The following is a 21905-nucleotide window of genomic DNA, read 5'->3' as shown; positions in this document are numbered from 1 at the left end:
AGCCGCGGTCTCGGTGAGGGGTGGCAGTAGGCGGTCAGTCGGCTTTTTCTTCGATTCCTACGTCGTCTGCTGAGAGGGTGCGGGCGCCTTGGCAGGAGCCTTTGGAGTGGTGGAGGGGGGAGGGGGTTTGCCAGTTGCCGTAGAACCATTTGGGAGGCTGGCCGATCGAGCGGCAGATGAGGACTACTCGGTAGAAGCCGCTGCCGGCCCAGCAGGAGGCTTCTGCTGTCGCGGCGCCGGTTCGTTCGTAGCTGCAGTTCTCTGGCCAGCCGGTGGAGGTAGCCGATGCCTGTGCAGGTGGCACGAGCATCGTCGCTAGGGCGAAGGTCGGAACGGCGAGGGCTGTTAGGGATTTGTGCATGGGGCTTCGCCTTTCAGAGGGGGCGGAAGGAGGCGGTTTCGGTGAGTTTGAGAGGGGAGGTCCAGAGGGTGATGGTGGCGGAGGTGGTTGCTCGTTTCGGGCCTGAGGTGACGGTGGTCAGGGTGGCGCAGCCGTCGTGTTCTTCCTGGACGGTGTCGGTGGTGCCGCCGTTGGTTGCAGAGCGCAAGCGCCACCAGTTCGCCCGGACCGGGCATTTGACCGGCTTCAGCGTGACGTAGTGGATCCGGTGGTTCTCGATGCTGGTGCTGTCGTACTGGGTGTCGCAGACTGTGAAGAACTGCTTGCCGGCCTCGTCCACCTCGACGGTGGAGCAGAGCTTGCCGATGTAGCGTTCGTCGGCCGCGGCGGGCAGGCTGGTGACGGCGGCGACGGTACCGGCGATGGCGAACAGAGCGACTGCCCTGCGGGAAGTTCTGGACATGATGTGCTCCTTTTGAGGGTTCACGCGGGCGGGTAGCCGTAGCGCCAGGACCAGACGTCGGAGTGCACGATGCCGGCGATGTTCGCCAGATCGCCGTATGCGCGGAACTTCGTGCAGGTCTTCGGCAGGAGCGTCCAGGCGGTCTCGACGGCGGCCTCACCGCTGTTCGCCTTGTTCGCGAGCAGCTTCTTCGGCGTGCCTTCGATGCAGTAGAGCCGGAGCGCGATGTGCGCCCATCTGTTGGTGCTGCAGGAGGGCGGCTTCTCCAGCCAGGCGTTGGCCCAGGAGCCGGTCTGGTCGGCGTCGTACCAGACCTTCATCACCGGCGGTTCCGAACACATCGGCCGCACCCCCGTACTCGTCGCGACGGCGTGCACCGGCCCCGCACCGATGCCGAAGGCAACGATGCCCACGGCAACGGCTGTAGTAGTTGTCAGGCGCAACATCTTGAACATCTCCCCGAGGTAGGTGGTCGTGTTGTTGCTCGCAGCCTGACAAGCAGGTGTTACCGCGCGCCTACCAACAGCTACTGAACGTCACCCGCCTTGTATCAGCTAGTTGACACAAGGCGGATAGAGGTCGCATCCTTCTTGTGTCAGGTGGTTGATACAAGGGGGAAGAGATGTCCGTCGCGGTTCTCGGGGTAGTCGTGGTGCTCCTGGTGCTCATCACGTTGATGTTCGTTCCGTTGAAGGCAGCACCGGAGGTCGGGTTGCGTTCAGCGGGGCTGTGGCGGTGGGCCGGGGTGGGAGTTGGTCTGGTCGCCGGGGGCGTCGTCGCGTGGACGCTCGGGCCGGACCGCGGACTCCTGTTGGCGGCGCCGGTGTTCAGCCTGGGGGTTGTGCTCGGCGTGGTTCTCGGGGAGTTGCGGACGCCTCGCCCTGCAGGGCCGGTACGCCGGGCAGCAGTCGAAACCCGTTCAGCGGCCAACTACCTCCCGCGCCGTCTCGCTGCATCGGTTGCCGTCGCGGGCATCGTCGAGCTGGCGTTGTTGCTCTGGACAACCTCGGTAGCGTCCGCCGACAGCCTGGGTCGTGCCGGCCGAGCCCTCTCCCGCACCTGCGGCGATATGACCGCCACCAAGAGCCCCTGGCCAGGATCCTTCTACTCCGTCCCGCTCGGCATCGCGGTGGTACTCGGTCTGCTCTCAGCCGCAGTAGGGATCCGGCGCGTAGTCGGCAGGCCGCGACCGGTCGACGCCGCAGGGGAGCTCGTCGCCGACGACCACGCTCGCCGGCTCTCGGCCACCGCCATCACCGGCGCCTGCGGCGTACTGATCACTGTTCCATTGCTAGGAACAACGTTCGTAGCGATCATGACGCTGACGACGATGCAGTGCGTCCCGACCTCATGGCAGTCGATCGGCTGGGCGCTCCTGGTGCCGGCCGCCGGTGGTCTGGCGCTGCTGGTCTGGAGCGCGACCGCGGTCCTGCAGCCCAGCGGCCAGCCGCATGTCCAGAGGACCTCCGTGTGACCACACTCGTCGTCTCCGCGTCGGACCCGACACCGCCGTACGAGCAGCTCCGCAAGCAGTTCACGGACCTGATCCACTCCGGCGTACTAGCTCCCGGCGACCGCCTCCCGCCGCTGCGCCAGTTGGCCCGCGACCTAGGCCTCGCCGTCGGTACGGTCGCCCGTACGTACCGGGAGCTCGAAGCCGACGGCCTGCTCACCTCGCGCCGAGGCGGCGGCACCCGAGTCGCCGACACCCCACCCCGGCTCGCAAAGACGGAGCAGCGCCAGCGCCTCGACGAGCTCGCCACCACCTACCTCCACCACACTCGCCAACTCGGCATCGACGACCAGACAGCTCTCGAAGCCGTCCGCCGCGCCGGCGGGTGAAAGGTCAAGAGCCCCGTACGCCAGGCGTACGGGGCTCTTGGGGAGTGCTGGGTCAGTTGGAGTCCTTGCCACCCAGGTCGGGGAACGCGTTGCCTTCGCGGGAGAAGCCGTCGGACAGCGGGGCCGCCGGGGGGACATCCGTGCCGGGCGCGATCTTGCGACTGCGGCGGGTGCGGCCTTCGAGGTAGCGGGCCAGGATCGACAGCAGCGAGCACAGGCCGATGTAGACGACCGCTACCACCATGTACGTCGGGATGTAGGGGAAGCCGAACTCGAGCCGCCCACCCATCTGCTTCGCCACGTACAGGAGCTCGTTGTACGTGATGATGAAGCCCAGCGCGGTGTCCTTCAGCAGGACGACGAGCTGGCTGACGATGGCCGGCAGCATCGCCCGGATCGCCTGCGGGAGCAGGATCAGCCGGACGACCTGGTTCTTGCGCAGGCCGGTCGCGTACGCCGCTTCGCGCTGGCCCTTCGGAACAGCGCTGATACCGGCCCGGAAGATCTCCGCGAGGACCGAGCCGTTGTAGAGGGTGAGGCCGAAGACGACCGCCCAGAACGGGCCCAGGCCCAGATGGAACTGAAGGTTCCCGTAGTAGAAGAAGAACATCAGGATCAGCACCGGGATCGCCCGGAACAGCTCGACCACGAAGGTCGCCGGGACCCGGACCCACTTGTGGTCGCTGATCCGGGCGGCCGCGAACACGGCGGCGAACAGGAAGGCCAGCACCGCGGCCAGGCCGGCGGCCTTCAGCGTGTTCAGCAGACCGGTGAGCAGTTGCTCCTGGATCGACTTGTACTGGAACTGCGCCCAGCGCCGGCTCTGGAACTGGCCGGTGTCGTTCAGCCGGTAGACGATCCAGGCGACCGCGGCCAGCAGGACCACCACGACGACGACGTTGAGGATCATGTTGCGCGCCCGCGCCCGGGGGCCCGGTACGTCGTACAGCACGGCGCTCATGCCGCTACCGCCGTCCGTCGCTCGGCCCACCGCTGCAGGAAGACCAGGGGGATGATCAGGATCAGGAAGCCGATGGTGATCCAGACCAGGGTCAGCATCTGGTTCTCACCGCGTTCGGCGATCGCCGCCGGGATGGCGCCCGCTTCGAGCACCGAGAAGCCGGCCGCGATGGTGGTGTTCTTCAGCAGGGCGATCATCACGCTCATCAGCGGCGGCTGGATCGCCCGGAACGCCTGCGGGAGTACGACGATGCCGAGCACCTGCAGGAAGGTCATCCCGACCGCCCGGGCGGCCTCGGACTGGCCCGGCGAGACGGTGTTGATGCCGGATCGGACCACCTCGCAGACGAAGGCGGAGGTGTAGACGGTCAGCGCGACGATCGCCGACCAGAAGTACGACGGCAGCTCGATCCCCATCTTGGGTGCGCCGAAGACGAGGAACGCGAACACCAGCGTGAGCGGCGTGTTCCGCAGGATGTTGACGTAGCCGGTGCCGATGGCACGCAGCGCCGGCACCGGGGAGACGCGGAACCCGGCCAGCACGGTTCCGAGGACCAGACTCAGCAGACCGGACACCACGAACAGCTTGATCGTGGTCCAGAAGCCGTCCCGGAACAGTTCCCAGTTGTCGGTGAGGACCGAGAGCATCGTGACCTTCCAGAAGAGTTCAGACAGTTTGGTGCACTACGTCGGGAGTTCTTTGGCGCTTGCGGCGCCCAGGCACGCACCTCGCGGCACTTGCGAAGCATCCACGATGCTCCGCATCGAGGACGCTCCTCAAGCACCGCGATGCACGCACCTGGACACCGCAATCACTCAAAGAACTCCCGACGTAGTGCACCAAGGCGACCCCGGAAGCGAACCCGGGGTCGCCCTGGACTGCAGGGTGGATCAGTACTTCTCGACCGGCGGCTGGGTGCCGGCGGAACCGGACTTGCCCAGCGTCTCGTCGTAGATCGACTTCCAGGTGCCGTCGGTGCCGGCGGTCTCGAGGCCCGCGTTGATCTTCTCGCGCAGGGCCTTGTCGGCCAGCGGTACGCCGATGCCGTACTTCTCCGTGCTGAACGGCTTGCCGACGACCCGCAGGTCGTCCGGCGCGTTCGCGGCGTAGCCCTTGAGGATCGCGTCGTCGGTGGTGACCGCGTCGACCTTCTTGTCCAGCAGCTGGGAGACGCACTCGGAGTAGGTCTTGAACTCCGAGATGTTGCTCGCCTCGGTCAGGTTCTCGTCCTTGACCTTCTGGATCGGCGTCGAGCCGGTCACCGAGCAGACCTTCTTGCCCTTCAGCGCGTCCTTGCCGGCGTCCATCGAGGTGTCGGACTTGCGGACCAGCAGGTCCTGGCCGGCGATGAAGTACGGACCGGCGAAGCCGACCAGCTTCTTGCGCTTGTCGGTGATCGAGTAGGTGCCGACGTAGTAGTCGATCTCGCCACCGGCGATCGCCGTCTCGCGGTTCGCGGACGGGATCTCCTTGTACTCGATCTGCGCCGGGTCGAAGCCGAGCTGGGCCGAGACCATCTGGGCGATCTCGATGTCGAAGCCGCAGCGCTTGCCGTTGGCATCCTTGTAACCGAGGTTCGGCTGGTCGGCCTTGACCCCGACGACCGCGTGCCCGCGGGCCTTGATCTTGGTGTAGGTCGCGCTGCCGGCCACATCCGCGGCCGGAGCCACGGTGAACTTGTGCGGCTCGCCACAGCTACCGGTGGTGCTGCCACCGCCGCCACCTGCGGCAGTGTCGTCCTTGCCACAGGCGCCGACGCTCAGCGCGAGCGCAGCGACGCCGAGAGTGGCGACCACGTTGCGCATTCTCATGGGATCCCCTTCGTGTGTTTTTACTGCAGTTGCGGCCGGCCCAGGGGGCCCGCCGGGCGTCTCGTCAGTGCTTGAGGATCTTCCCGAGGAAGTCCTGGGCACGGCGCGAGGTCGGGTTGGTGAAGAAGGTCTCGGGGCTGGCCTCTTCGACGATCTCGCCGTCGGCCATGAAGACGACCCGGTTGGCCGCGCTGCGCGCGAAGCCCATCTCGTGGGTGACCACGACCATCGTCATGCTCTGCTTGGCCAGGTCGATCATCACCTCGAGGACCTCCTGGATCATCTCCGGGTCGAGGGCCGAGGTCGGCTCGTCGAACAGGATGACCTTCGGGTCCATCGCCAGCGCCCGGGCGATCGCGACCCGCTGCTGCTGGCCACCGGACAGCTGGGCGGGGTACTTCGACGCCTGGTTCGCGACGCCGACCCGCTCGAGCAGCTCCATCGCGCGCTGCTCCGCGGCCTTCGCGTCGTTCTTGCGGACCTTCAGTGGGCCGAGGGTGACGTTCTGCAGGATCGTCTTGTGCGCGAACAGGTTGAACGACTGGAACACCATGCCGACGTCGGCGCGCAGCTTGGCCAGCGCCTTGCCCTCGCTGGGCAGCGGCTGGCCGTCCAGCGTGATGGTGCCCGAGTCGATCGGCTCGAGCCGGTTGATCGCCCGGCAGAGGGTGGACTTGCCCGACCCGGACGGGCCGATCACCACCACCACCTCGCCGCGGTTGATGGACAGGTTGATGTCCTTCAGCACGTGCAGGTCGCCGAAATGCTTGTTCACGTTCGTCAGGGCGACGAGACCTGTGGTCGTCACTGTGTCGACGGCGGAGGAATCGCTCATGGCGAGAACTTAGCGGAGCCGGAGGGTGACCCGCACGGATCCCCGGTCCCACGGTGGTAACGATCTGCAATAAGTGAGAGCTGGCTGTGACGGAGTCGTCACAGCCAGCTCGAGTCTGGGCGTTAGTGTCCGGGACGGCCGGTTCCGCAACAACCACCTGCAGCGAGTGCGGTCGCGGCGGGTGGGGTCTTGACGGCAGCCTCCACGTCGGCCAACATGCGGGCCCGCTCGGCCGGGGAGATGATCCGGCCGCGGGTGACGACGGTGTGGATCCGCCGGGTGTTGCGGATGTCCTGCAGCGGGTCGGCGTCGAGGACGACGAGGTCGGCGAGCTTGCGCGGCGCAACGGACCCGAGGTCGGCGGCCATGCCGAGGAACTTGGCCGGCTCTACCGTTGCGGCGTACAGGGCCTGTTGGGTGGTGGCACCGGCGCCGACGAGCAGCTCGAGCTCATCGTGCAGGGCGAAGCCCGGGACCATGTACGGCGTACCGGTGTCGGTGCCGGCCATCACAGGGACCTCGTGGGCGAAGAGCTCGCGGACGAAGCGCTGCCGGTACTCCCACATCTGCCGCTGATGCGAGATCTCCTCGGCGTCGCGGTTCGCCTTGTAGAGATTCTCGATCACATAGTCATAGGTGCCGATCGAGTCCTCGCTCAGGTACTTCCGTGTCGCCGGGTCCGGCCCGGTGAAGTCGGGCATGTCCAGCACCTTGTGCATGGTCAGCGTCGGCGTGACCCGGGTCCGATTGCGCCGCAGCGTGCCGAAGACGTCGGCCGCGCGAGCCCGGCTGAAGGTGTTCGCGGCGATCCACTCGATCGGGTGCATCTGCCGGAACCAGCCGTTGTAGTCACCGGTCTTGATCGCGATCGCCTGCTGCATCCGCCGGACTTCAGCCTCCCGGCTCGACACCGACAGCCCCAGCGAGTGGATGTGCTCGATGCTGCGCTGGCCGGCGTCGCTGACCTCCTTGATCGGGACCTGGTCCGGAGCGTGGCCGTGCACGGTCAGCCCCTGCCGGCGCGCCTCGTCCAGGATCGCCCGGTACGCCGATGGGCTCAGCCGCGAGTAGACCTTGACGAAGTCGGCCCCCTCAGCCTTCACCTGCCGTACTGCGGAACGCGCGCCGGCCTCGTCGTGCACGACCAGCACATGGAGCAGGTTGGGATCCCACAAGGTCGGATCGCCGTCGATGATCTGGCTGGCCACGACCATCCGCGGACCGAGCAGGGTGCCCGCATCGATCCGGTCGCGCCAGTCGTAGACGACCGGGTCGGGCGCGGCCATCTCACGGACGGTGGTGAGCCCGTTGGCCAGGTACAGCGGCGGCGACACGTGCTCGTCGCCGAGGGAGTGGACGTGCATGTCGGCCAGGCCGGGGATGACGAACTTGCCGCTGAGGTTGATCTCGGTGGCGCCGCGGGGGACCGGCAGGCGGCCGACCCCGATGATCCGATCGCCACTGATCAGTACGGTCTGGTGCTTGTCGCGCCGACCGGTCGAAGGGTTGATGACGGTGACGTCGGTCAGCGCGGTGATCCGGTGGGTGCGAGTCGTGGTGGACGGCCAACTGAGGGCGACCGCGTGGTCGGCGGTGAAGGCGCTGCCGGCCACCACAGCGGCTCCGGCGGCGGTACGGGCGAGGAACTGACGACGGGAACTGTTCATGCCCTCCACTGTTGTTTACCCGGGTCGCGCGGTCAGGGGTTGCAAGGCCCCGATCCCCGGTAGGGGAAACCCCACCAAGGCACGTACTCTTGGTGGCTGTTATGCGTACATACGAGGTCCGCACCCACGGGTGTCAGATGAACGTCCACGACTCCGAGCGTCTGCGGGGCCTGCTGGAGACCGCCGGTTACGTCCGCGCGCCCGAGGGCGACCTCGCCGACGTGGTCGTCTTCAACACCTGCGCGGTCCGGGAGAACGCCGACAACAAGCTGTACGGCAATCTCGGCCAGCTGGCGCCCGCGAAGGCGAAGAACCCCGGCATGCAGATCGCCGTCGGTGGCTGTCTCGCGCAGAAGGACCGCGCGACCATCACCAAGAAGGCGCCCTGGGTGGACGTGGTGTTCGGCACCCACAACATCGGCTCGCTGCCGGTGCTGCTGGAGCGGGCCCGGATCGCCGAGGAGTCGCAGGTCGAGATCCTCGAGTCGCTCGACGTCTTCCCGTCCACGCTGCCGACCCGGCGTGAGTCGCCGTACTCCGCCTGGGTCTCGGTCAGCGTCGGCTGCAACAACACCTGCACGTTCTGCATCGTCCCGGCGCTGCGCGGTCGCGAGAAGGACCGCCGCCCGGGCGATGTGCTCGCCGAGGTGGAGGCGCTGGTCGCCGAGGGCGTGCTCGAGGTGACGCTGCTCGGCCAGAACGTCAACTCGTACGGCGTCGAGTTCGGCGACCGGTACGCGTTCTCGAAGCTGCTGCGGGCCTGCGGTGGCATCGAAGGGCTGGAGCGGGTCCGGTTCACCTCGCCGCATCCGCGCGACTTCACCGCGGACGTGATCGAGGCGATGGCCGAGACGCCGAACGTGATGCCGTCGCTGCACATGCCGCTGCAGTCGGGATCGGACCAGATCCTCAAGACGATGCGCCGCTCGTACCGGCGGGATCGCTACCTCAAGATCATCTCCGACGTCCGGGCCGCGATGCCGGAGGCCGCGATCACGACCGACATCATCGTCGGCTTCCCCGGTGAGACCGAGGAGGACTTCCAGGGCACGCTCGACGTGGTCCGCGAGGCACGCTTCGCGGGGGCCTTCACCTTCCAGTACTCCAAGCGTCCTGGTACGCCGGCCGAGTCGATGGAGGAGCAGGTGCCGCACGAGGTCGTACAGGAGCGGTATCTGCGGCTGGTCGAGTTGCAGGACGAGATGGCCTGGGACGAGAACAAGAAGATCGTCGGCCGCTCCGTCGAGGTGCTGATCGCCGAGGGCGAGGGCCGCAAGGACGCCGCCACGCATCGGTTGTCGGGCCGCGCTCGCGATAACCGCCTGGTCCACTTCACGTTGCCCGAGGGCGTCGAGAAGCCACGACCCGGCGACATGGCAACGGTCGAGGTTACCTACGCGGCCCCGCACCACTTGGTCGCGGACGTCTTCGGATCAGTACGCCGTACGCGCGCCGGCGACGCCTGGCAACGAGCCCAAGACGCCCCAACCTCGGACGGCACCCCCGGCGTCATGCTCGGCATGCCCCCCATCGGCGCCCCGGCCCCGCTAGAGCCGGCGACCGGCGGCTGCGCGGTCAACTGACTTGGCCGACACCCCGGAGCCGCTGCCGCCCTTCACCCCGGAGTCGGGGAGAGGTGAGCTTGCCCCGGAGTCGGGCGAGGCTGCGCCCGCAGGTCGCGCGGGCGGGTTGTTGCCGGAGGGGGCCGAGCCGTTTGCGGCTGGGCGGGATGCTGATGTCTATGCCATCGACGAGGCGTGGGTGTTGCGGCGGTATCGGGATGGGCATCCGGTGCGGGATGAAGCGGAGTACATGACCTGGGTGGCGAAGTACGACTACCCGGTACCGGCTGTGCGTCAGGTCGACGGGCCGGACATGGTGATCGAACGGCTCACCGGGCCGACGCTTGCCGATGCTGCGATCGCCGGCGACATCTCACCATCGGACCTCGGCCTCATGCACGCCGACCTCCACCGCCGCCTGCATGCGATCCCACCGCCGAGCGGCACCCGCGGCAACGTCGTCGTGCACGGCGATCTCCACCCGTACAACGTGATCCTCACCCCGGCCGGCCCGGTCGTCATCGACTGGCGCAATGCAGAAGAGGGCTCACCGGAGTTCGACCTCGCGATGACCGCGATCATCTTCGCCCAGGTAGCCCTCGACCCCGCCTTCGCCTCCCTGACCGAGATGCTCCGCGAGTCCCTCGCCGTCTACCTGGCCAACTCCATCGACCTGACCCCAGGCCTCGACGCTGCCCTCGCAGCCCGAGGCCGCAACCCCACCCTGACCCAGGCGGAACTGGATCTCCTCCCAGCCCAGGCAGAACTGATCCGCTCACAGATGCGCTAGCAGGTTCTGGTGCCGCTGGCGTGAAGCATCACGCCAGCGGCACCAAAACCCGCCAGCCGGCCCAAAACCACCGGCCGCCCTGGCCCAACAGCGCAAACCGCGGCAGCCTCAGGCGTTCAGGAACTCGTCCAGGTCGAGTGCGCGGTCGACGATGCGCAGCTCGCCGATGTGGCCGCCGAAGGACTGTTCGATCTTGTTGGCGTAGTGGTTGGCGCCCAGCAGCCACGGCTTGCCGACAGTCGAGAGGCCGTTGGAGCGGGTCGACGGGTTGCGCAGCAACTCCGAAGAGTCGATGTAGAGCGTGGTGTGCCGCCCGTCGTTGACCACCGCGAGGTGGAACCAGCGACCCGCGACCTCTTCATGTCCCCAGTTGGTGAACGTGTCGTTCTTGTCCAGCGGGTAGACGGCCCACTGCAGCTCCCGCCCACCGGAGAAGGCGAGGTTGACGACCGGCTCGGAAGGGTCGCTCCCCGTCTTGCCAGCGTCAGCGCCCGTACCCAGCCGGCTCAGCAGCCCTTCCCACGAGTGATCCCCACCGTCGTCGGAGAGCTTCACGAACGCCTCGATCGTGTAGCCGCCCTTGAACGTCAGCCGGTTCAGCGGCGCGTTGTCCGCCGTCCGCAGGTAGGCGCCCCGATTCGGGTTCCTGCCGCCGCCAAACTCCCAGCTCGCATGACCCGGCTGGTCCGGGTGGAATTCGGCAGACGCCTTCAGGCTGTCCGCAGCGCTCCCCGGCAACACCACCGGCGTGAGGTCGTTGCCCCGCCCCGAGTGGTCGACGACGCGCGAGCCGACCGGCCCGTCGAGCCGCCAGTACGCGACGGTTCCCGGGATCACCAGCTCAGCGGCCGGCCGCGCGGGACGTACCGGCTCGGGCGCGAACCCGGCGAAGCGGGAGGCGAAGTCGATCGGCAGGCTGAACCGGTTGACGTCGCTGGTCAGCTCGACCTCCTGCTCGGCCAGCAGCGACCGTCGCGCCGGCTTCTGCGCCAGGATCCACGGGTTGATCGTCTCGACGTCGATCGTGTTCCGGACCAGGTCGAAGTGGTAGAGGCGGATCATCGCGCCGCCGCCGTAGTACCGGTCCTGGTAGTTGGTGATGTGCAGGTGCACGTCGTGCCCGGCGGCGTTCTTCCGGATCGTCCGGCCGGGCGGCCAGTAGTGGCCGTTCATGGTCAGGAAGATCTGGTCGTTGCTGTTGATCAGCTGGTCCCAGACCCGGTTGCCGTGATCGGAGAAGTACGCCACGCCCTGGTCGTCGTCGGCGTACACGATCTCGTGCGTGGTCAGGATCACCGGCAGCGCCGGGTGGTCCGCGATCACCTTGCGGGCCCAGGCGAAGCCGGCGTCGGACGGCCGCCAATCCATTGCCAGCAGCAACCATTGCCGGCCGCCCGCGCGGAACACGTGGTACGAGTTGTAGCCGTCGGGCGTCGAGCCGCCGTAGGTGCTCATCCGCTTGAACCGCTGCGGCCCGAAGACGTGCAGGTACGGCGAATCGCCGCGCTGGTCGTCCTTGCTGCCGTCGATGTCGTGGTTGCCGGCGAGCACGCTGTACGGCATCCGCGCCCGGTCCATCACCGCGAACACCGGGTCGGCCTGCGCGAACTCCCGGGCCTGCGCGTTCTGCGTGACGTCGCCGAGGTGTGCGGTGAAGACGATGTTGTCCACGCCGCGCTGGTCGATCAGGTACTCGAAGGTCGCGGTCAGCGGCGCGGAGTCGCCCCGGTCCTCGTCGAACATGTACTGCGTGTCCGGTACGACGGCCAGCGTGAAGCGGGTGTCCTCGACATCGGGCCGGCTCGACGAAGCGCCGGCGCCGGTAGCTGAAGCCGTCGGTACGCCGGTCACCCCGGCGACCGCAACCCCCGCGCCCAAAGCTCCCGCCTGCAGAATCCGCCGCCTGCTGGTCCCATCGAACTGCTCGCCCATCCGTGCCTCCGGCCTAGATGCCGGTGCCTCACGCCCGGCGCATCGTCTGGCACTCTAGAACGCCTTTGTCCTAACCAACGTGAACGCCAGACGAACTACTCGAAACCCTGCGCGATGACCGCAGGCAGAGCGCCGCCGCGTAGACCTGCGAGCACCCGGGCCTCATGCGGTACGACCGGATCGGGCAGCTCGTCGAGTGAGAACCAGTCCAGCCCGGCCGCCTTGCCCGGCTCCATCAGCCGCGGCTCGCCGGTCCAGCGGGTGGTGGTGAAGAAGAAGTCGACCCGCTCGTCGATCGGCAACCCGTTGCCACCGGTCCGGTGCATCGCGGTGACGGGCACCAGGTCGGCCGGGGCGATCTCCACCCCGACCTCTTCCCGCACTTCGCGGATCGCTGCCGCCAGTACGGACTCGCCCTGCTCGACGTGCCCGGCCGGCGTCGCCCAGAAGCCGTCCATGTAGCCGGTGTTGGCCCTGAGCAACAACAGCACCTCGTCGCCACGCCGCAACACCACATAGGCCGCGGGAATCACCTGAAACCGATCCATACCGGCCAACCCTAGGCGCCCGCCAGGACAGAAAAGACCGAGGGCCGCAAGGGGGATCCCCTTGCGGCCCTCGGGTGAAAAGCTCAGGCAGGCTTGTTGGCGATGTCGTCGTCCTGGCCGTCCAGCCCGTCGAGGCCGTCCTTGGCCTTGTCGACGCCCTGGTCGATCTTGTCGCCGTACTTGCCACCGGTCTTCTCGTCAACGAAGTCGCCGGCCTTGTCGAGACCCTCGCCGACCTTGTCGCCGTGCTGGTCGACCAGGTCGCCGGCCTTTTCCTTGAGGTCCTCGGCCTTGCCCTTGAACTTGTCGAAGATGCCCATCTCGGGGGCTCCCATTCCTAGCGTAGTGAACTACTAACAGACAGCTAGCGGTGATCTTCCCACCAACAGGGCCCCAGGTGTGGGAGGCGGGTCAGGCGAGATCGCGGGGCTCGGTCTCGACGTCGCCGCCGGAGTCCGTGCCCTCTTCGCCGCCGTCGCCGCTGAACTCGACGTCACCGCCGCTCTTGTTCGGTCCGACCTCGACGTCGCCGCCGCTGCGCTTGAGGGCGTCGACCTGGTCGACGTTCTCCTCGACCGCGTCCTTGGCTGCTTCGGTCTCTTCTTCGAACGGATTCGACACGTTTGTTCCTCCCGAGTCAGGTGCTGCGATGTGTTTCGGCCCCCCGAATCGCCGATGCGGTCCGGACCGTAACTCTTGCCCCCGTTCCTACCGAACACAGGGGGTCACCCACAAGCCCGGTGCCCGTTCCTTGGCCCAGAGTTCACGCCGGTCGCCAGGCCCGGGGGCCCGCACTGTCACACTAAGGAGATGGTCGAGTCACTCGTCGTCGCCGTCGTCGGTCCCACGGCGGCCGGAAAATCCGACCTTTCGGTTGCCCTGTGCAAGCAGTTGCCGGGGGAAGTGGTGAACGCCGACGCGATGCAGGTCTACCGCGGAATGGACGTCGGTACGGCGAAGATCACACCGGCGGAGCGGTCCGGCGTACCGCATCATCTGCTCGACATCCTCGACGTGACGCAGACCGCGACGGTGGCCGAGTTCCAGCAGTTGGCCCGGACGGCGATCGACGACTGTCTGCGGCGTCAGGTGGTTCCGGTACTGGCCGGTGGGTCGGCGCTTTACGTCAGGGCGATCCTCGACGACTTCGAGTTTCCCGGCACCGACCCCGTAGTACGGGAGCGGCTGGAGGCCGAGCTCGAGGAACACGGCTCCGGCGCGTTGCACCAGAAGCTGGCCGAGGTCGACCCGGCAGCGGCCGGGCAAATCCTGCCGAGCAACGGCCGTCGCATCGTCCGCGCCCTCGAGGTCATCGAGATCACCGGCGGCCCGTACGTCGCAACGCTGCCCGAGCACACCTATGTCTACCCGGGCGCCGTCCAGCTCGGGCTCGACGTCCCGCGGCCGGTCCTCGACGAGCGGATCGACCGCCGGGTGGACCGGATGTTCGACAACGGCTTCGTCGACGAGGTGAAAGACCTGCTGGGCAAGGGCTTGCTGGACGGACGTACGGCGAATCGCGCGCTCGGCTACTCGCAGGTGATCGCATTGCTGCGGGGCGAACTCTCCGAGACCGAGGCGCGGGAGCGGACCGCCCAGGCCACCCGCAGGTTCGCCCGCCGACAGGACTCCTGGTTCCGCAAGGATCCCCGGATCACCTGGCTGCCTTGGGATGCGCCCGACCTTGTAGACCAGGCAATTCAGGCGATCAGAGGCAACCATCCGACCCCCGCCGGCGTAGTTGAGGTGGAAGAGGGCCTGGGGGCTGTCGATGCGAGGGGGTGACCGTGAGGCCGAGTTCCGCGAGTACGTGATCGCGGACCGCAGCAGACTGATGAGAACGGCGATGTTGCTCACTGCGGGGGATGTGCACACCGCCGAGGATCTGGTCCAGACCGCCTGCACGCGGGTGTATGTGCACTGGCACCGGATCCGGCACGAAGGCGCCGGGCCGTATGCACACCGCATCCTGGTCAACGCCTTCCTGGACGAGCGTCGCCGGGCCGGCCGCCACCCCGAGGTGGTGACCGCCGAGACGTTCGAGCCGCGGCTGTCCGAGCAGACGGATCCGGTGGACACACTGGCCGTGCGCAAGGCGCTGCTGGACCTGGCGCCGAGGCAACGGGCGGTACTGGTGCTGCGGTACTTCGAGGATCTCGACGTCTCCACCTGCGCCCGGATCCTGGAGTGCACCGAGGGCACCGTGAAGAGTCAGACCGCGAAAGCTTTGAAACGACTGAAGGATCTGATGGCCGACGACCCGGCCACGGATCCCGCGACGGGGAGTACGGACAAGTGGACGACGTGAAGAAGCTGCTGGCGGAGTTCGCCGACCATGCGGTCGACGGGCTGCCGGCAGCTGATGTGGACGCGGACGTGGCGCGTGGCCGCCGGGCGCTGCGCCGGATCAGGGCGCGCCGTCGCGTCACCGGCGTACTGTGCATCGCCGCGGCGACGACCGCTGTGCTGGCCGTGGGCAACCAGGTCAAGTGGTGGGGGACAGGCCAGTCGGAGGTCGCAGGCGGTCCCGATGAGCCGGCGGCGGCTGCCGACGCCGGCCGTTCGATGGCGACGCCCGCCGCGAGCCCGAAAGCCGACGAAGGCACGATGTCGACCTTCAGCGCCGCCGTCACGCTGGTCGCCAACAAGGGAGCCTGGAACAACATCAGTTGCTCGCTGGCGCCGGAAGGCTGGGCATTGCGGGCGCCGGTCGACGCCAACCATGTCCAGCTGGCCCCGCCGACCACGCGGACCGCGGAGCTCGAACCGAACAGTGGGCTCGACGTCCAGGCGATCGACGCGGCCCGGAGCCTGGACGGCATCCGGGTGTCCGAGTCCGCCGGCAAGGTCTTCCACCTCGGAACCAGCGACGGCCGCGAGACCGGCCAGGTGCTGCTCGGCGAGCGCTGGCTGCTGGTCCAGCTGCCGGCCGGCAACAAGGACTGGAACGACGACCTGCTCCGCCGCTTCATGGCCTCCTGCACGCTCAACTGACGAGTTCAACTGACAAGACGGACGCGCCACGACTGGCGGACACGCGGTTGAGCGGGTAGGCAAGGGCCTGTCCCTGTACGCCGATCCTGCGGAGGACCCGTGACCCCGAAACGCCTGGCCGCCACCCTGACAGCGGGTGCGCTCGTCCTGGGTGGCCTGACAGCGAGCGGTGCTGCAGCCGCCCTGACCGGCCCCACCTCCAGCGGCGCTGCCGCGACCCAGACCGATGAGCACGCAGCGCAGCCCACCAAGAAGTACGCCACCGCGGTCGGCTTCGGTGGCGCCGTCGCCTCCGTGGACGCCGACGCGACCAACATCGGCGTCTCCGTACTGCGCCGCGGCGGCAACGCCGTCGATGCGGCCGTCGCGACAGCGGCCGCGCTCGGTGTGACCGAGCCCTACTCCGCCGGTGTCGGCGGCGGTGGCTACTTCGTGTACTACAGCGCGAAGAAGCACAAGGTCTACACGATCGACGGCCGCGAGACCGCGCCCGCGACGATGCCCGCCAACGCCTTCATCAACCCGGCGACCGGCAACCCCTACACGTTCTTCCCCGACCTGGTGACGTCCGGCGTCTCGGTCGGCATCCCGGGTACGCTCGCGACCTGGGACTCCGCCCTGCAGTCGTGGGGCACGCTGTCGCTGGGCAAGGCGCTGAAGCCGGCCGCGGACCTGGCCGATCGCGGGTTCGTGATCGACCAGACCTTCCGCAACCAGACGCTCGACAACAAGGCCCGCTTCTCGGCGATCACGCCGACGGCCGCGCTGTACCTGCCCAACGGGGATGCGCCCTTGGTCGGGTCGGTGTTCAAGAACAAGGATCTGGCCAAGACGTACGAGCTGCTGGGCAAGAAGGGCCCGTCGGCCTTCTACAGCGGCGCGCTGGCCAAGGAGATCCAGACGGTCGTCCAGACGCCGCCGAAGGCTCCGGGCGCGACGCTGCCGGTGATGCCCGGCCACCTGACCACGGCCGACCTGGCGAAGTACAAGGTGATCAAGCGGGAGCCGACAAAGGTCAGCTACGACGGCCTTGACGTGTACGGGATGGCGCCGTCCTCGTCCGGCGGTACGACGGTCGGCGAGGCGCTCAACATCCTTGCCCCGTTGAAGTTGTCGACGCAGTCGACCCCGCAGGCGTTGCACTCGTACCTCGAGGCATCAGCGCTCGCATTCGCCGATCGGGGCAAGTACGTCGGCGACCCGGCGTTTGTCGACGTACCGCAGAAGGAGCTGCTCTCCAAGGGCTTCGGCGCTGAGCGGTCCTGCCAGATCGACCCGGCCAAGGCATCGGTCAAGCCGCTGCAGCCTGGTTCGCCGGACGGCTCGTACTCCGGTTGCCCGGCCGGTATCGCGCACGAGGACAAGGCCGACACCGAAGGCCTGTCGACCACGCACCTGGTGGCCGCGGACAAGTGGGGCAACATCGTCTCGTACACGCTGACGATCGAGCAGACCGGTGGCTCCGGCATCCTCGTCCCGGGCCGTGGCTTCCTGCTGAACAACGAGCTGACCGACTTCACGGCGGTACCGGACCCGGCCGACCCGAACCGGATCCAGCCGAACAAGCGGCCGCGGTCCTCGATGTCGCCGACGATCGTGCTGAAGAACAACAAGCCGTTCCTCGCGCTCGGCTCGCCAGGCGGCTCGACCATCATCACGACCGTGTTGCAGACGCTGACCAACCGGCTGGACCGGGGGATGACGCTGCCCGACGCCATTGCCGCCCCTCGCGCCTCGCAGCGCAACACGGTGACCGTGAGCGCCGAGCCGCCGTTCATCGACGCCTACGGGACTGCGCTCAAGCCCTACGGACACACGCTGGTCCCATCGGGTGACGCGCTCACTTCGGCCGCCGAGATCGGTGCGGTCGCGGCGCTCGAAGTACTGCCTCAAGGCGGCTATCTCGCCGCAGCCGAGCCGAAACGCCGCGGTGGCGGTGCGGCCGGCACGGTCAACCAGCTCTGGCCACGTTAGTCGGCCAACATAGGGAATAATTGTGCCTGCTCAGTTCCCGGTTCTCTTGCAAGGAACTGAGCAGGCGCAAGACTGAAATATGGCGCGCAATACGTTGACCGTGCCGTGACATGTAATGATGTACTACTTCGAGATGTCACGCTTCAGCCTCTCGATGCGAGTCGAGTATTCATTTAGCTCAGGCTCGTATAGGCGCTCTTGAGCCGCAATGATCTCTACGTGTGCAGTGTCGAGCCACGTGTAGTCTCCGGTCATGTAGTACCAGTCGGTGGCGACTTCCGTCAAACTCCTATAAGTGTACCAATTGTCGGAGTAGTAATCTAAGGCGGTTTTGCATTCCGACCAAGCCCATCGCAAGAGTGCCTCTCTGTCTTCTGGCAAGAGGTTTGAGGACTCCGTGGCTCGCAATCGATGCAAATCGATTCGATATCGCAGCAGCGGTGGATCCATTCCGACGTCTTTAATCGCCTTTTCGAGTACCTGCTCAGCCTCAGCGAACGCGTTTGATCGTACGAACTCGCGAACGAGCCTGTGACGTAGAACATGGTCTTGCGGGAGCATGCCAACCAACTGTTCGATGATTTCTAGCCTTGCGGCATCGTCGCGAATAAAATCTAGCCCGAGTGGGCTGTTACACAGCCCGCGGATAGCATTCTTCTCAATATCAATTGTTGGACGTAGGTTGGCGATTAGATCCTTGATCAATGCGAGGTGATCGTCGGGGTCGGCGTACTTGTAGCGAGTGATTATGTCGGCGATCTCCGGGTGCCTGGTGCGCCAGATGAAAATTCCGTCAGCTAGATTGCTGTAGGTCTCACCCATCAGGCCACTGAGGTCCTCTAAGACCTCGGAAATCTGACGATAGTCGAGATCGAGCATCCTCAGAATGAGCTGCCGATGGCTTCCGCCGGAAATGGCTTCTAAGGCAGCTACAAGTTTATAAACTTCTTGTAGGTCGCCTTCCAGCGTGGCGAATTCCTCCAACACGATGGTGTCGAAGCCTGTACTAAAGAAGATGTTACGGAGACAGATGAATACATCCGATGCGCACTGGCGTTGAAGGAATGTTGTCTGCTGCTTGGGGGATAGTGAGAAATATTCATCCGGAATGACCTGGCGGATTTCTTCGCTTCGTCTTGCAAGATCGACCAAGCCGTTAATCTCTGCCTTCGACAGCCGCTGTGCCTGGAGCGGCTGTGGGTCAAGTAGTTTTTGATGCTTGATAAGACGGCCCCATCGATGCTGTTCAGCGGTGACGAGTACTTTAAGGCGCCATTCGGCCGAACGTGCCAGCATGCGAAGCAGTTCATTGACCGATCGTTGATAGGTCGTCACATTATCGAGGATTAGAAGGCCATCCTGGTTCGTCTCTTCCATCCGTCGATTTACGATCCTCCATTCATTGATGTCGAGTGGTAAGTCTGTCCTGTGTTCCCAGACGTGAAGGCCTTGGTCGCGACAGTTCAGACCGACCTGTCGTGCAAGGGTCGTCTTGCCAAACCCGGCTGGACCAACAACCACTGCAACACTATTTCTATCTAGGCGTGAGGATATTTCTGATACAGCATCGCGCAAAAAAGTTCGCTCATGGGTAATGTCGTAGTAAGAAGCAGGTGCTCCGCTAAACATCTTTCTAGCGGGGGTCTCAATGCGGACTGCGTGGGATATATCAATTGTAATCGCCGATAATGTATCGGTAAGTAACGGTTCGTCGATCTCGATGAGTGCGGCGGGTTTGCCGCCGGGCGATCTGTCAACCTTTGTTAATTCTGAGATGAACCAGTCGATGTCGCCTTCAGTTACTGAAAGCCCGCGCGACTCGAACATGTCGACGACTTCTTTGGGTGCATTGTGTAACAATACGGCGGCCCTGTCTCTCCGTCCTATCTCTTCTTGCAGGGCGAGAACGTCTTCGATGAGTTCGTCAAGGTGTGGATCTGTGAGACTCTGACCCATTATCAGGACGCGACCAGACTCCATGTCGGTCTGCATGCGCCGCAGTAGGTCACTCTTCCAGGAACGCACCTTGCGGTAGTCGCCCCTTGTTATGATCATTGATGATGGATTCCCGAATACTCGATCCTGACTGATGCATCCGTGAATCTTGAATATCGGCAGACTTGCGCGATGCTCCAATTCCGGCAAGTCGAAGCGCGACCGGATTGAAGCGTGCTGAACACCTGCGTCTTCAGCCGATTTCTCTATCAGTCGATCATAATTGGTCGTGTAGATTGATCGCCAGGGAAATTTAGGTAATGTTCGGATACCGCCGACAGGGTCGACGTCAACTAGACGGATTGTTTGCTCGACTAGCGCTCGGCGCCCTACTTCGCGCTCCAATATCTCAGCTATGAGAGGCAAATCTCCAGGCACAGAGAGGTTAGGTCGAAGCCGGGCAACCAGTTTATCGCGGAGCTGTGTCCAACTCGGCGCGCCTGAAGGCACAGATACTCCTGCGCCTAAAAGCAATACCGTCGATGTTGGCTCGGCCCATCGAGCAAGTTCGACCATGGATTTTGGCATTTTCCCCACCTAATTGGTACTTCCCCTTACTCTGATCCTGACGCAAGGCACTGGTGCTGTCTAGCCCTCGGGCTGGCATCAGCTACTGCGCAGCAACAGTTCGCTCCAACTATGGTTCTGCCAACCAAAATCAGGGGCACGTCCGCGGCGACCGAGGCGAGATGCGACCTGACCGGTGACCATCGGGTCAACTGAGACTAGTTGAATCGGGCAGTTGGTCGTCAATAAGGCCGAGTCTTTTCTGAGTGCATACCAGCACGAGAGGCGCAGGAGGCTCGACGCGTCCTGAGGTCTATGTCCTGATTGAGATAGAACTGTCAAGGTTGCTGCGCTGAACCTTCGCTCCGCTCCAAGGCGGTTTGCGTCAACAGACTTCAACTCACCAAGGGGTCCAACGGCAAGCGTGGGGATCGACCTCGCGCCGCGCCGCAGCCGGAGCAGGCATCTAGGTTGACCTCCTAGTTAGCTGCGGTTCAACCTCTTAGGAGCAGTAGGCAACGGCGGCGGCTCGACGGGCGGTGGTGCTCCGGCATCACCCGCGTCGAGCCAGCCGTCGTACTGCGTGACCAGCGGCTCGACCGTTGCGAGATCGGCGTCAGCCGGCACGAGGACCATCCACGGGTGGTCCTCATCGTCGTCTTCACCCTGGAACCGATCCCGCCGCACGACGGCATGAAGCTGCCCGGCCACCTGATCCGCGTCCTCGCGCTCCCAGAAGTACGCGACCACCTGCTCACCCATGCGGAAACGGTACGCCCGTACGATCTACCTATGAGCACTTTCCCCTGGTTGAAGGGGCATGGCACGGAGAACGACTTCGTGTTGCTGCCCGATCCCGACGGCTCCGTGCACGGGGATCTGGATGCGAGTGTTGTCCGGTTCCTGTGCGACCGGCATGCCGGGCTCGGCGCGGACGGTGTGCTGCGGGTGATCGAGGGGTCGAAGCAGTCGTACGTCGAGGACGGCGGCGACTGGTTCATGGACTACCGCAACGGCGACGGCTCGATCGCCGAGATGTGCGGCAACGGCGTCCGGGTCTTCGTCCGGTACCTGGCTGAGGCCGGCCTGGTCGGCGAGAAGCCCGTCCGGGTGGGTACCCGTGCCGGGGTGAAGGAGGTCGTGCTCAACGACGACGGCACCATCACCGTCGACATGGGCGAACCCACCCTCCCCGGCCCCGCAGGCATCGTCGTGGAGGCGAACGGCCACCAATGGCCCGCCATCCACGTCGACATGGGCAACCCCCACGCCGTGGCCTTCGTCGACTCGCTCGACGAGCCCGGCAACCTCTGCGACCAGCCCGGTTGGTCCCCGGCAACCGCGTTCCCCCAAGGCGTCAACATCGAGTTCGTAGTCCGCAAGGGCCCGAACGAGGTCGAGATGCGAGTTCACGAGCGAGGCGCGGGGGAGACCCGCTCCTGCGGCACCGGCACCTGCGCCGTCGCAGTAGCCGCCGCCCGAGCCGCCCGCCAGGCCACCCCGGTCACGTACCTCATCGGCGTACCGGGCGGCTCTGTCACCGTGAACTGGCGCGAAGACAATCACCTGGAACTCACCGGCCCGGCCGTCATCCACGCCCGCGGCGAGTTCGACCGGGCCTGGCTGCCTGCCTGAACGGGAATTCAGCGCGCCGCGGGGTCGTTGGAAAGGTAATCGGCTCGCC

Annotated in this window: 23 protein-coding genes; 9 read left to right on the top strand and 14 right to left on the bottom strand. The window is 65.8% G+C overall.

Translation table 11 applies throughout. The features are described 5' to 3' along the window. Positions 1-34: 34 nt before the first annotated feature. Genes OHA70_RS37455 through OHA70_RS37445 form a run of 3 tightly spaced genes read right to left on the bottom strand, consistent with a single transcriptional unit; the run spans position 35 to position 1249 of the window. Positions 35-361, bottom strand: coding sequence for a hypothetical protein (locus tag OHA70_RS37455; protein ID WP_328326204.1), 327 nt, complete (start codon positions 359-361; stop codon positions 35-37). 13 nt (positions 362-374) lie between these two features. Then, complete coding sequence (locus tag OHA70_RS37450) at positions 375-803, bottom strand: hypothetical protein (protein WP_328326202.1); 429 nt, start codon at positions 801-803, stop codon at positions 375-377. A gap of 20 nt (positions 804-823) precedes the next feature. Then, the gene (locus OHA70_RS37445) at positions 824-1249 is read right to left on the bottom strand and encodes a hypothetical protein (RefSeq protein ID WP_328326200.1); all 426 of its coding nucleotides are present in this window, start codon (positions 1247-1249) and stop codon (positions 824-826) included. 176 nt (positions 1250-1425) lie between these two features. Between OHA70_RS37445 and OHA70_RS37440 the strand changes: the two genes are divergently transcribed. Both OHA70_RS37440 and OHA70_RS37435 read left to right on the top strand, forming a co-directional pair. Continuing rightward, on the top strand, positions 1426-2277 hold the full coding sequence (locus tag OHA70_RS37440; protein WP_328326197.1) for a hypothetical protein: 852 nt from the start codon (positions 1426-1428) through the stop codon (positions 2275-2277). After that, the gene (locus OHA70_RS37435) at positions 2274-2645 is read left to right on the top strand and encodes a GntR family transcriptional regulator (protein ID WP_328326194.1); all 372 of its coding nucleotides are present in this window, start codon (positions 2274-2276) and stop codon (positions 2643-2645) included. Before OHA70_RS37440 ends, OHA70_RS37435 begins: the two co-directional genes overlap by 4 nt. A gap of 52 nt (positions 2646-2697) precedes the next feature. Here the strand turns inward: OHA70_RS37435 and OHA70_RS37430 are convergent, their stop codons facing one another. The 5 genes from OHA70_RS37430 to OHA70_RS37410 all read right to left on the bottom strand — a co-directional run bounded on the left by OHA70_RS37430 (position 2698) and on the right by OHA70_RS37410 (position 7919). Beyond that, the gene (locus tag OHA70_RS37430; protein ID WP_328326192.1) at positions 2698-3606 is read right to left on the bottom strand and encodes an amino acid ABC transporter permease; all 909 of its coding nucleotides are present in this window, start codon (positions 3604-3606) and stop codon (positions 2698-2700) included. Continuing rightward, positions 3603-4253: an amino acid ABC transporter permease gene (locus tag OHA70_RS37425; protein WP_328326190.1), complete on the bottom strand. Its 651-nt coding sequence runs from the start codon at positions 4251-4253 to the stop codon at positions 3603-3605. The genes OHA70_RS37430 and OHA70_RS37425 overlap by 4 nt, the downstream gene beginning before the upstream one ends. A gap of 243 nt (positions 4254-4496) precedes the next feature. Then, positions 4497-5417, bottom strand: a complete 921-nt coding sequence (locus OHA70_RS37420; protein ID WP_328326188.1) for a glutamate ABC transporter substrate-binding protein — start codon at positions 5415-5417, stop codon at positions 4497-4499. A 64-nt stretch (positions 5418-5481) separates the two neighbouring features. Further along, a complete protein-coding gene (locus OHA70_RS37415; RefSeq protein ID WP_328326186.1) occupies positions 5482-6252 on the bottom strand; it encodes an amino acid ABC transporter ATP-binding protein in 771 nt (256 codons plus the stop codon). 122 nt (positions 6253-6374) lie between these two features. Next, positions 6375-7919: an amidohydrolase family protein gene (locus OHA70_RS37410; protein WP_328326184.1), complete on the bottom strand. Its 1545-nt coding sequence runs from the start codon at positions 7917-7919 to the stop codon at positions 6375-6377. Between the two features lie 101 nt (positions 7920-8020). Here OHA70_RS37410 and miaB point away from each other — a divergent pair, with 101 nt between their 5' ends. After that, positions 8021-9502, top strand: coding sequence for a tRNA (N6-isopentenyl adenosine(37)-C2)-methylthiotransferase MiaB (gene miaB / locus OHA70_RS37405; protein WP_328326182.1), 1482 nt, complete (start codon positions 8021-8023; stop codon positions 9500-9502). 1 nt (position 9503) lies between these two features. Then, positions 9504-10271: a phosphotransferase gene (locus OHA70_RS37400; protein ID WP_328326180.1), complete on the top strand. Its 768-nt coding sequence runs from the start codon at positions 9504-9506 to the stop codon at positions 10269-10271. Positions 10272-10379: 108 nt separating this feature from the next. On the opposite strand, the gene OHA70_RS37395 is transcribed toward OHA70_RS37400, so the two are convergent. The 4 genes from OHA70_RS37395 to OHA70_RS37380 all read right to left on the bottom strand — a co-directional run bounded on the left by OHA70_RS37395 (position 10380) and on the right by OHA70_RS37380 (position 13372). Then, entirely contained in the window at positions 10380-12203 is a 1824-nt protein-coding gene (locus tag OHA70_RS37395) for a LamG-like jellyroll fold domain-containing protein (RefSeq protein WP_328326178.1), read from the bottom strand. A gap of 95 nt (positions 12204-12298) precedes the next feature. After that, positions 12299-12751, bottom strand: a complete 453-nt coding sequence (locus OHA70_RS37390; RefSeq protein ID WP_328326176.1) for an NUDIX hydrolase — start codon at positions 12749-12751, stop codon at positions 12299-12301. An 83-nt stretch (positions 12752-12834) separates the two neighbouring features. Further along, positions 12835-13086 carry an antitoxin gene (locus tag OHA70_RS37385; protein ID WP_328326174.1) on the bottom strand — a complete coding sequence of 84 codons (252 nt, stop codon included), beginning with the start codon at positions 13084-13086 and terminating at the stop codon, positions 12835-12837. A 76-nt stretch (positions 13087-13162) separates the two neighbouring features. Then, complete coding sequence (locus OHA70_RS37380) at positions 13163-13372, bottom strand: hypothetical protein (protein ID WP_328326172.1); 210 nt, start codon at positions 13370-13372, stop codon at positions 13163-13165. Between the two features lie 189 nt (positions 13373-13561). Between OHA70_RS37380 and miaA the strand changes: the two genes are divergently transcribed. From miaA to ggt, 4 genes are all read left to right on the top strand, one after another. Continuing rightward, a complete protein-coding gene (miaA, locus tag OHA70_RS37375; protein ID WP_328326170.1) occupies positions 13562-14536 on the top strand; it encodes a tRNA (adenosine(37)-N6)-dimethylallyltransferase MiaA in 975 nt (324 codons plus the stop codon). Next, positions 14523-15059: a SigE family RNA polymerase sigma factor gene (locus OHA70_RS37370; RefSeq protein ID WP_328326168.1), complete on the top strand. Its 537-nt coding sequence runs from the start codon at positions 14523-14525 to the stop codon at positions 15057-15059. Before miaA ends, OHA70_RS37370 begins: the two co-directional genes overlap by 14 nt. Continuing rightward, positions 15047-15745 (top strand): hypothetical protein, encoded by a 699-nt coding sequence (locus tag OHA70_RS37365; RefSeq protein WP_328326166.1) that lies wholly within the window; start codon positions 15047-15049, stop codon positions 15743-15745. Before OHA70_RS37370 ends, OHA70_RS37365 begins: the two co-directional genes overlap by 13 nt. Positions 15746-15844: 99 nt before the next feature. Next, the gene (gene ggt, locus OHA70_RS37360; protein WP_328326164.1) at positions 15845-17719 is read left to right on the top strand and encodes a gamma-glutamyltransferase; all 1875 of its coding nucleotides are present in this window, start codon (positions 15845-15847) and stop codon (positions 17717-17719) included. Between the two features lie 123 nt (positions 17720-17842). Here the strand turns inward: ggt and OHA70_RS37355 are convergent, their stop codons facing one another. Together OHA70_RS37355 and OHA70_RS37350 are read right to left on the bottom strand one after the other, a co-directional pair. Then, positions 17843-20242, bottom strand: a complete 2400-nt coding sequence (locus OHA70_RS37355) for an SIR2 family protein (protein ID WP_328326162.1) — start codon at positions 20240-20242, stop codon at positions 17843-17845. 462 nt (positions 20243-20704) lie between these two features. Continuing rightward, on the bottom strand, positions 20705-20983 hold the full coding sequence (locus OHA70_RS37350; RefSeq protein WP_328326160.1) for a hypothetical protein: 279 nt from the start codon (positions 20981-20983) through the stop codon (positions 20705-20707). 30 nt (positions 20984-21013) lie between these two features. Between OHA70_RS37350 and dapF the strand changes: the two genes are divergently transcribed. Further along, positions 21014-21856: a diaminopimelate epimerase gene (gene dapF, locus OHA70_RS37345; protein ID WP_328326158.1), complete on the top strand. Its 843-nt coding sequence runs from the start codon at positions 21014-21016 to the stop codon at positions 21854-21856. Positions 21857-21905 lie beyond the last annotated feature (49 nt).

Origin of the sequence: Kribbella sp. NBC_00382 (assembly GCF_036067295.1) — a bacterium.
In the GTDB taxonomy this organism is placed as follows: domain Bacteria; phylum Actinomycetota; class Actinomycetes; order Propionibacteriales; family Kribbellaceae; genus Kribbella.
This window is presented reverse-complemented; position numbering and strand designations above follow the sequence as displayed.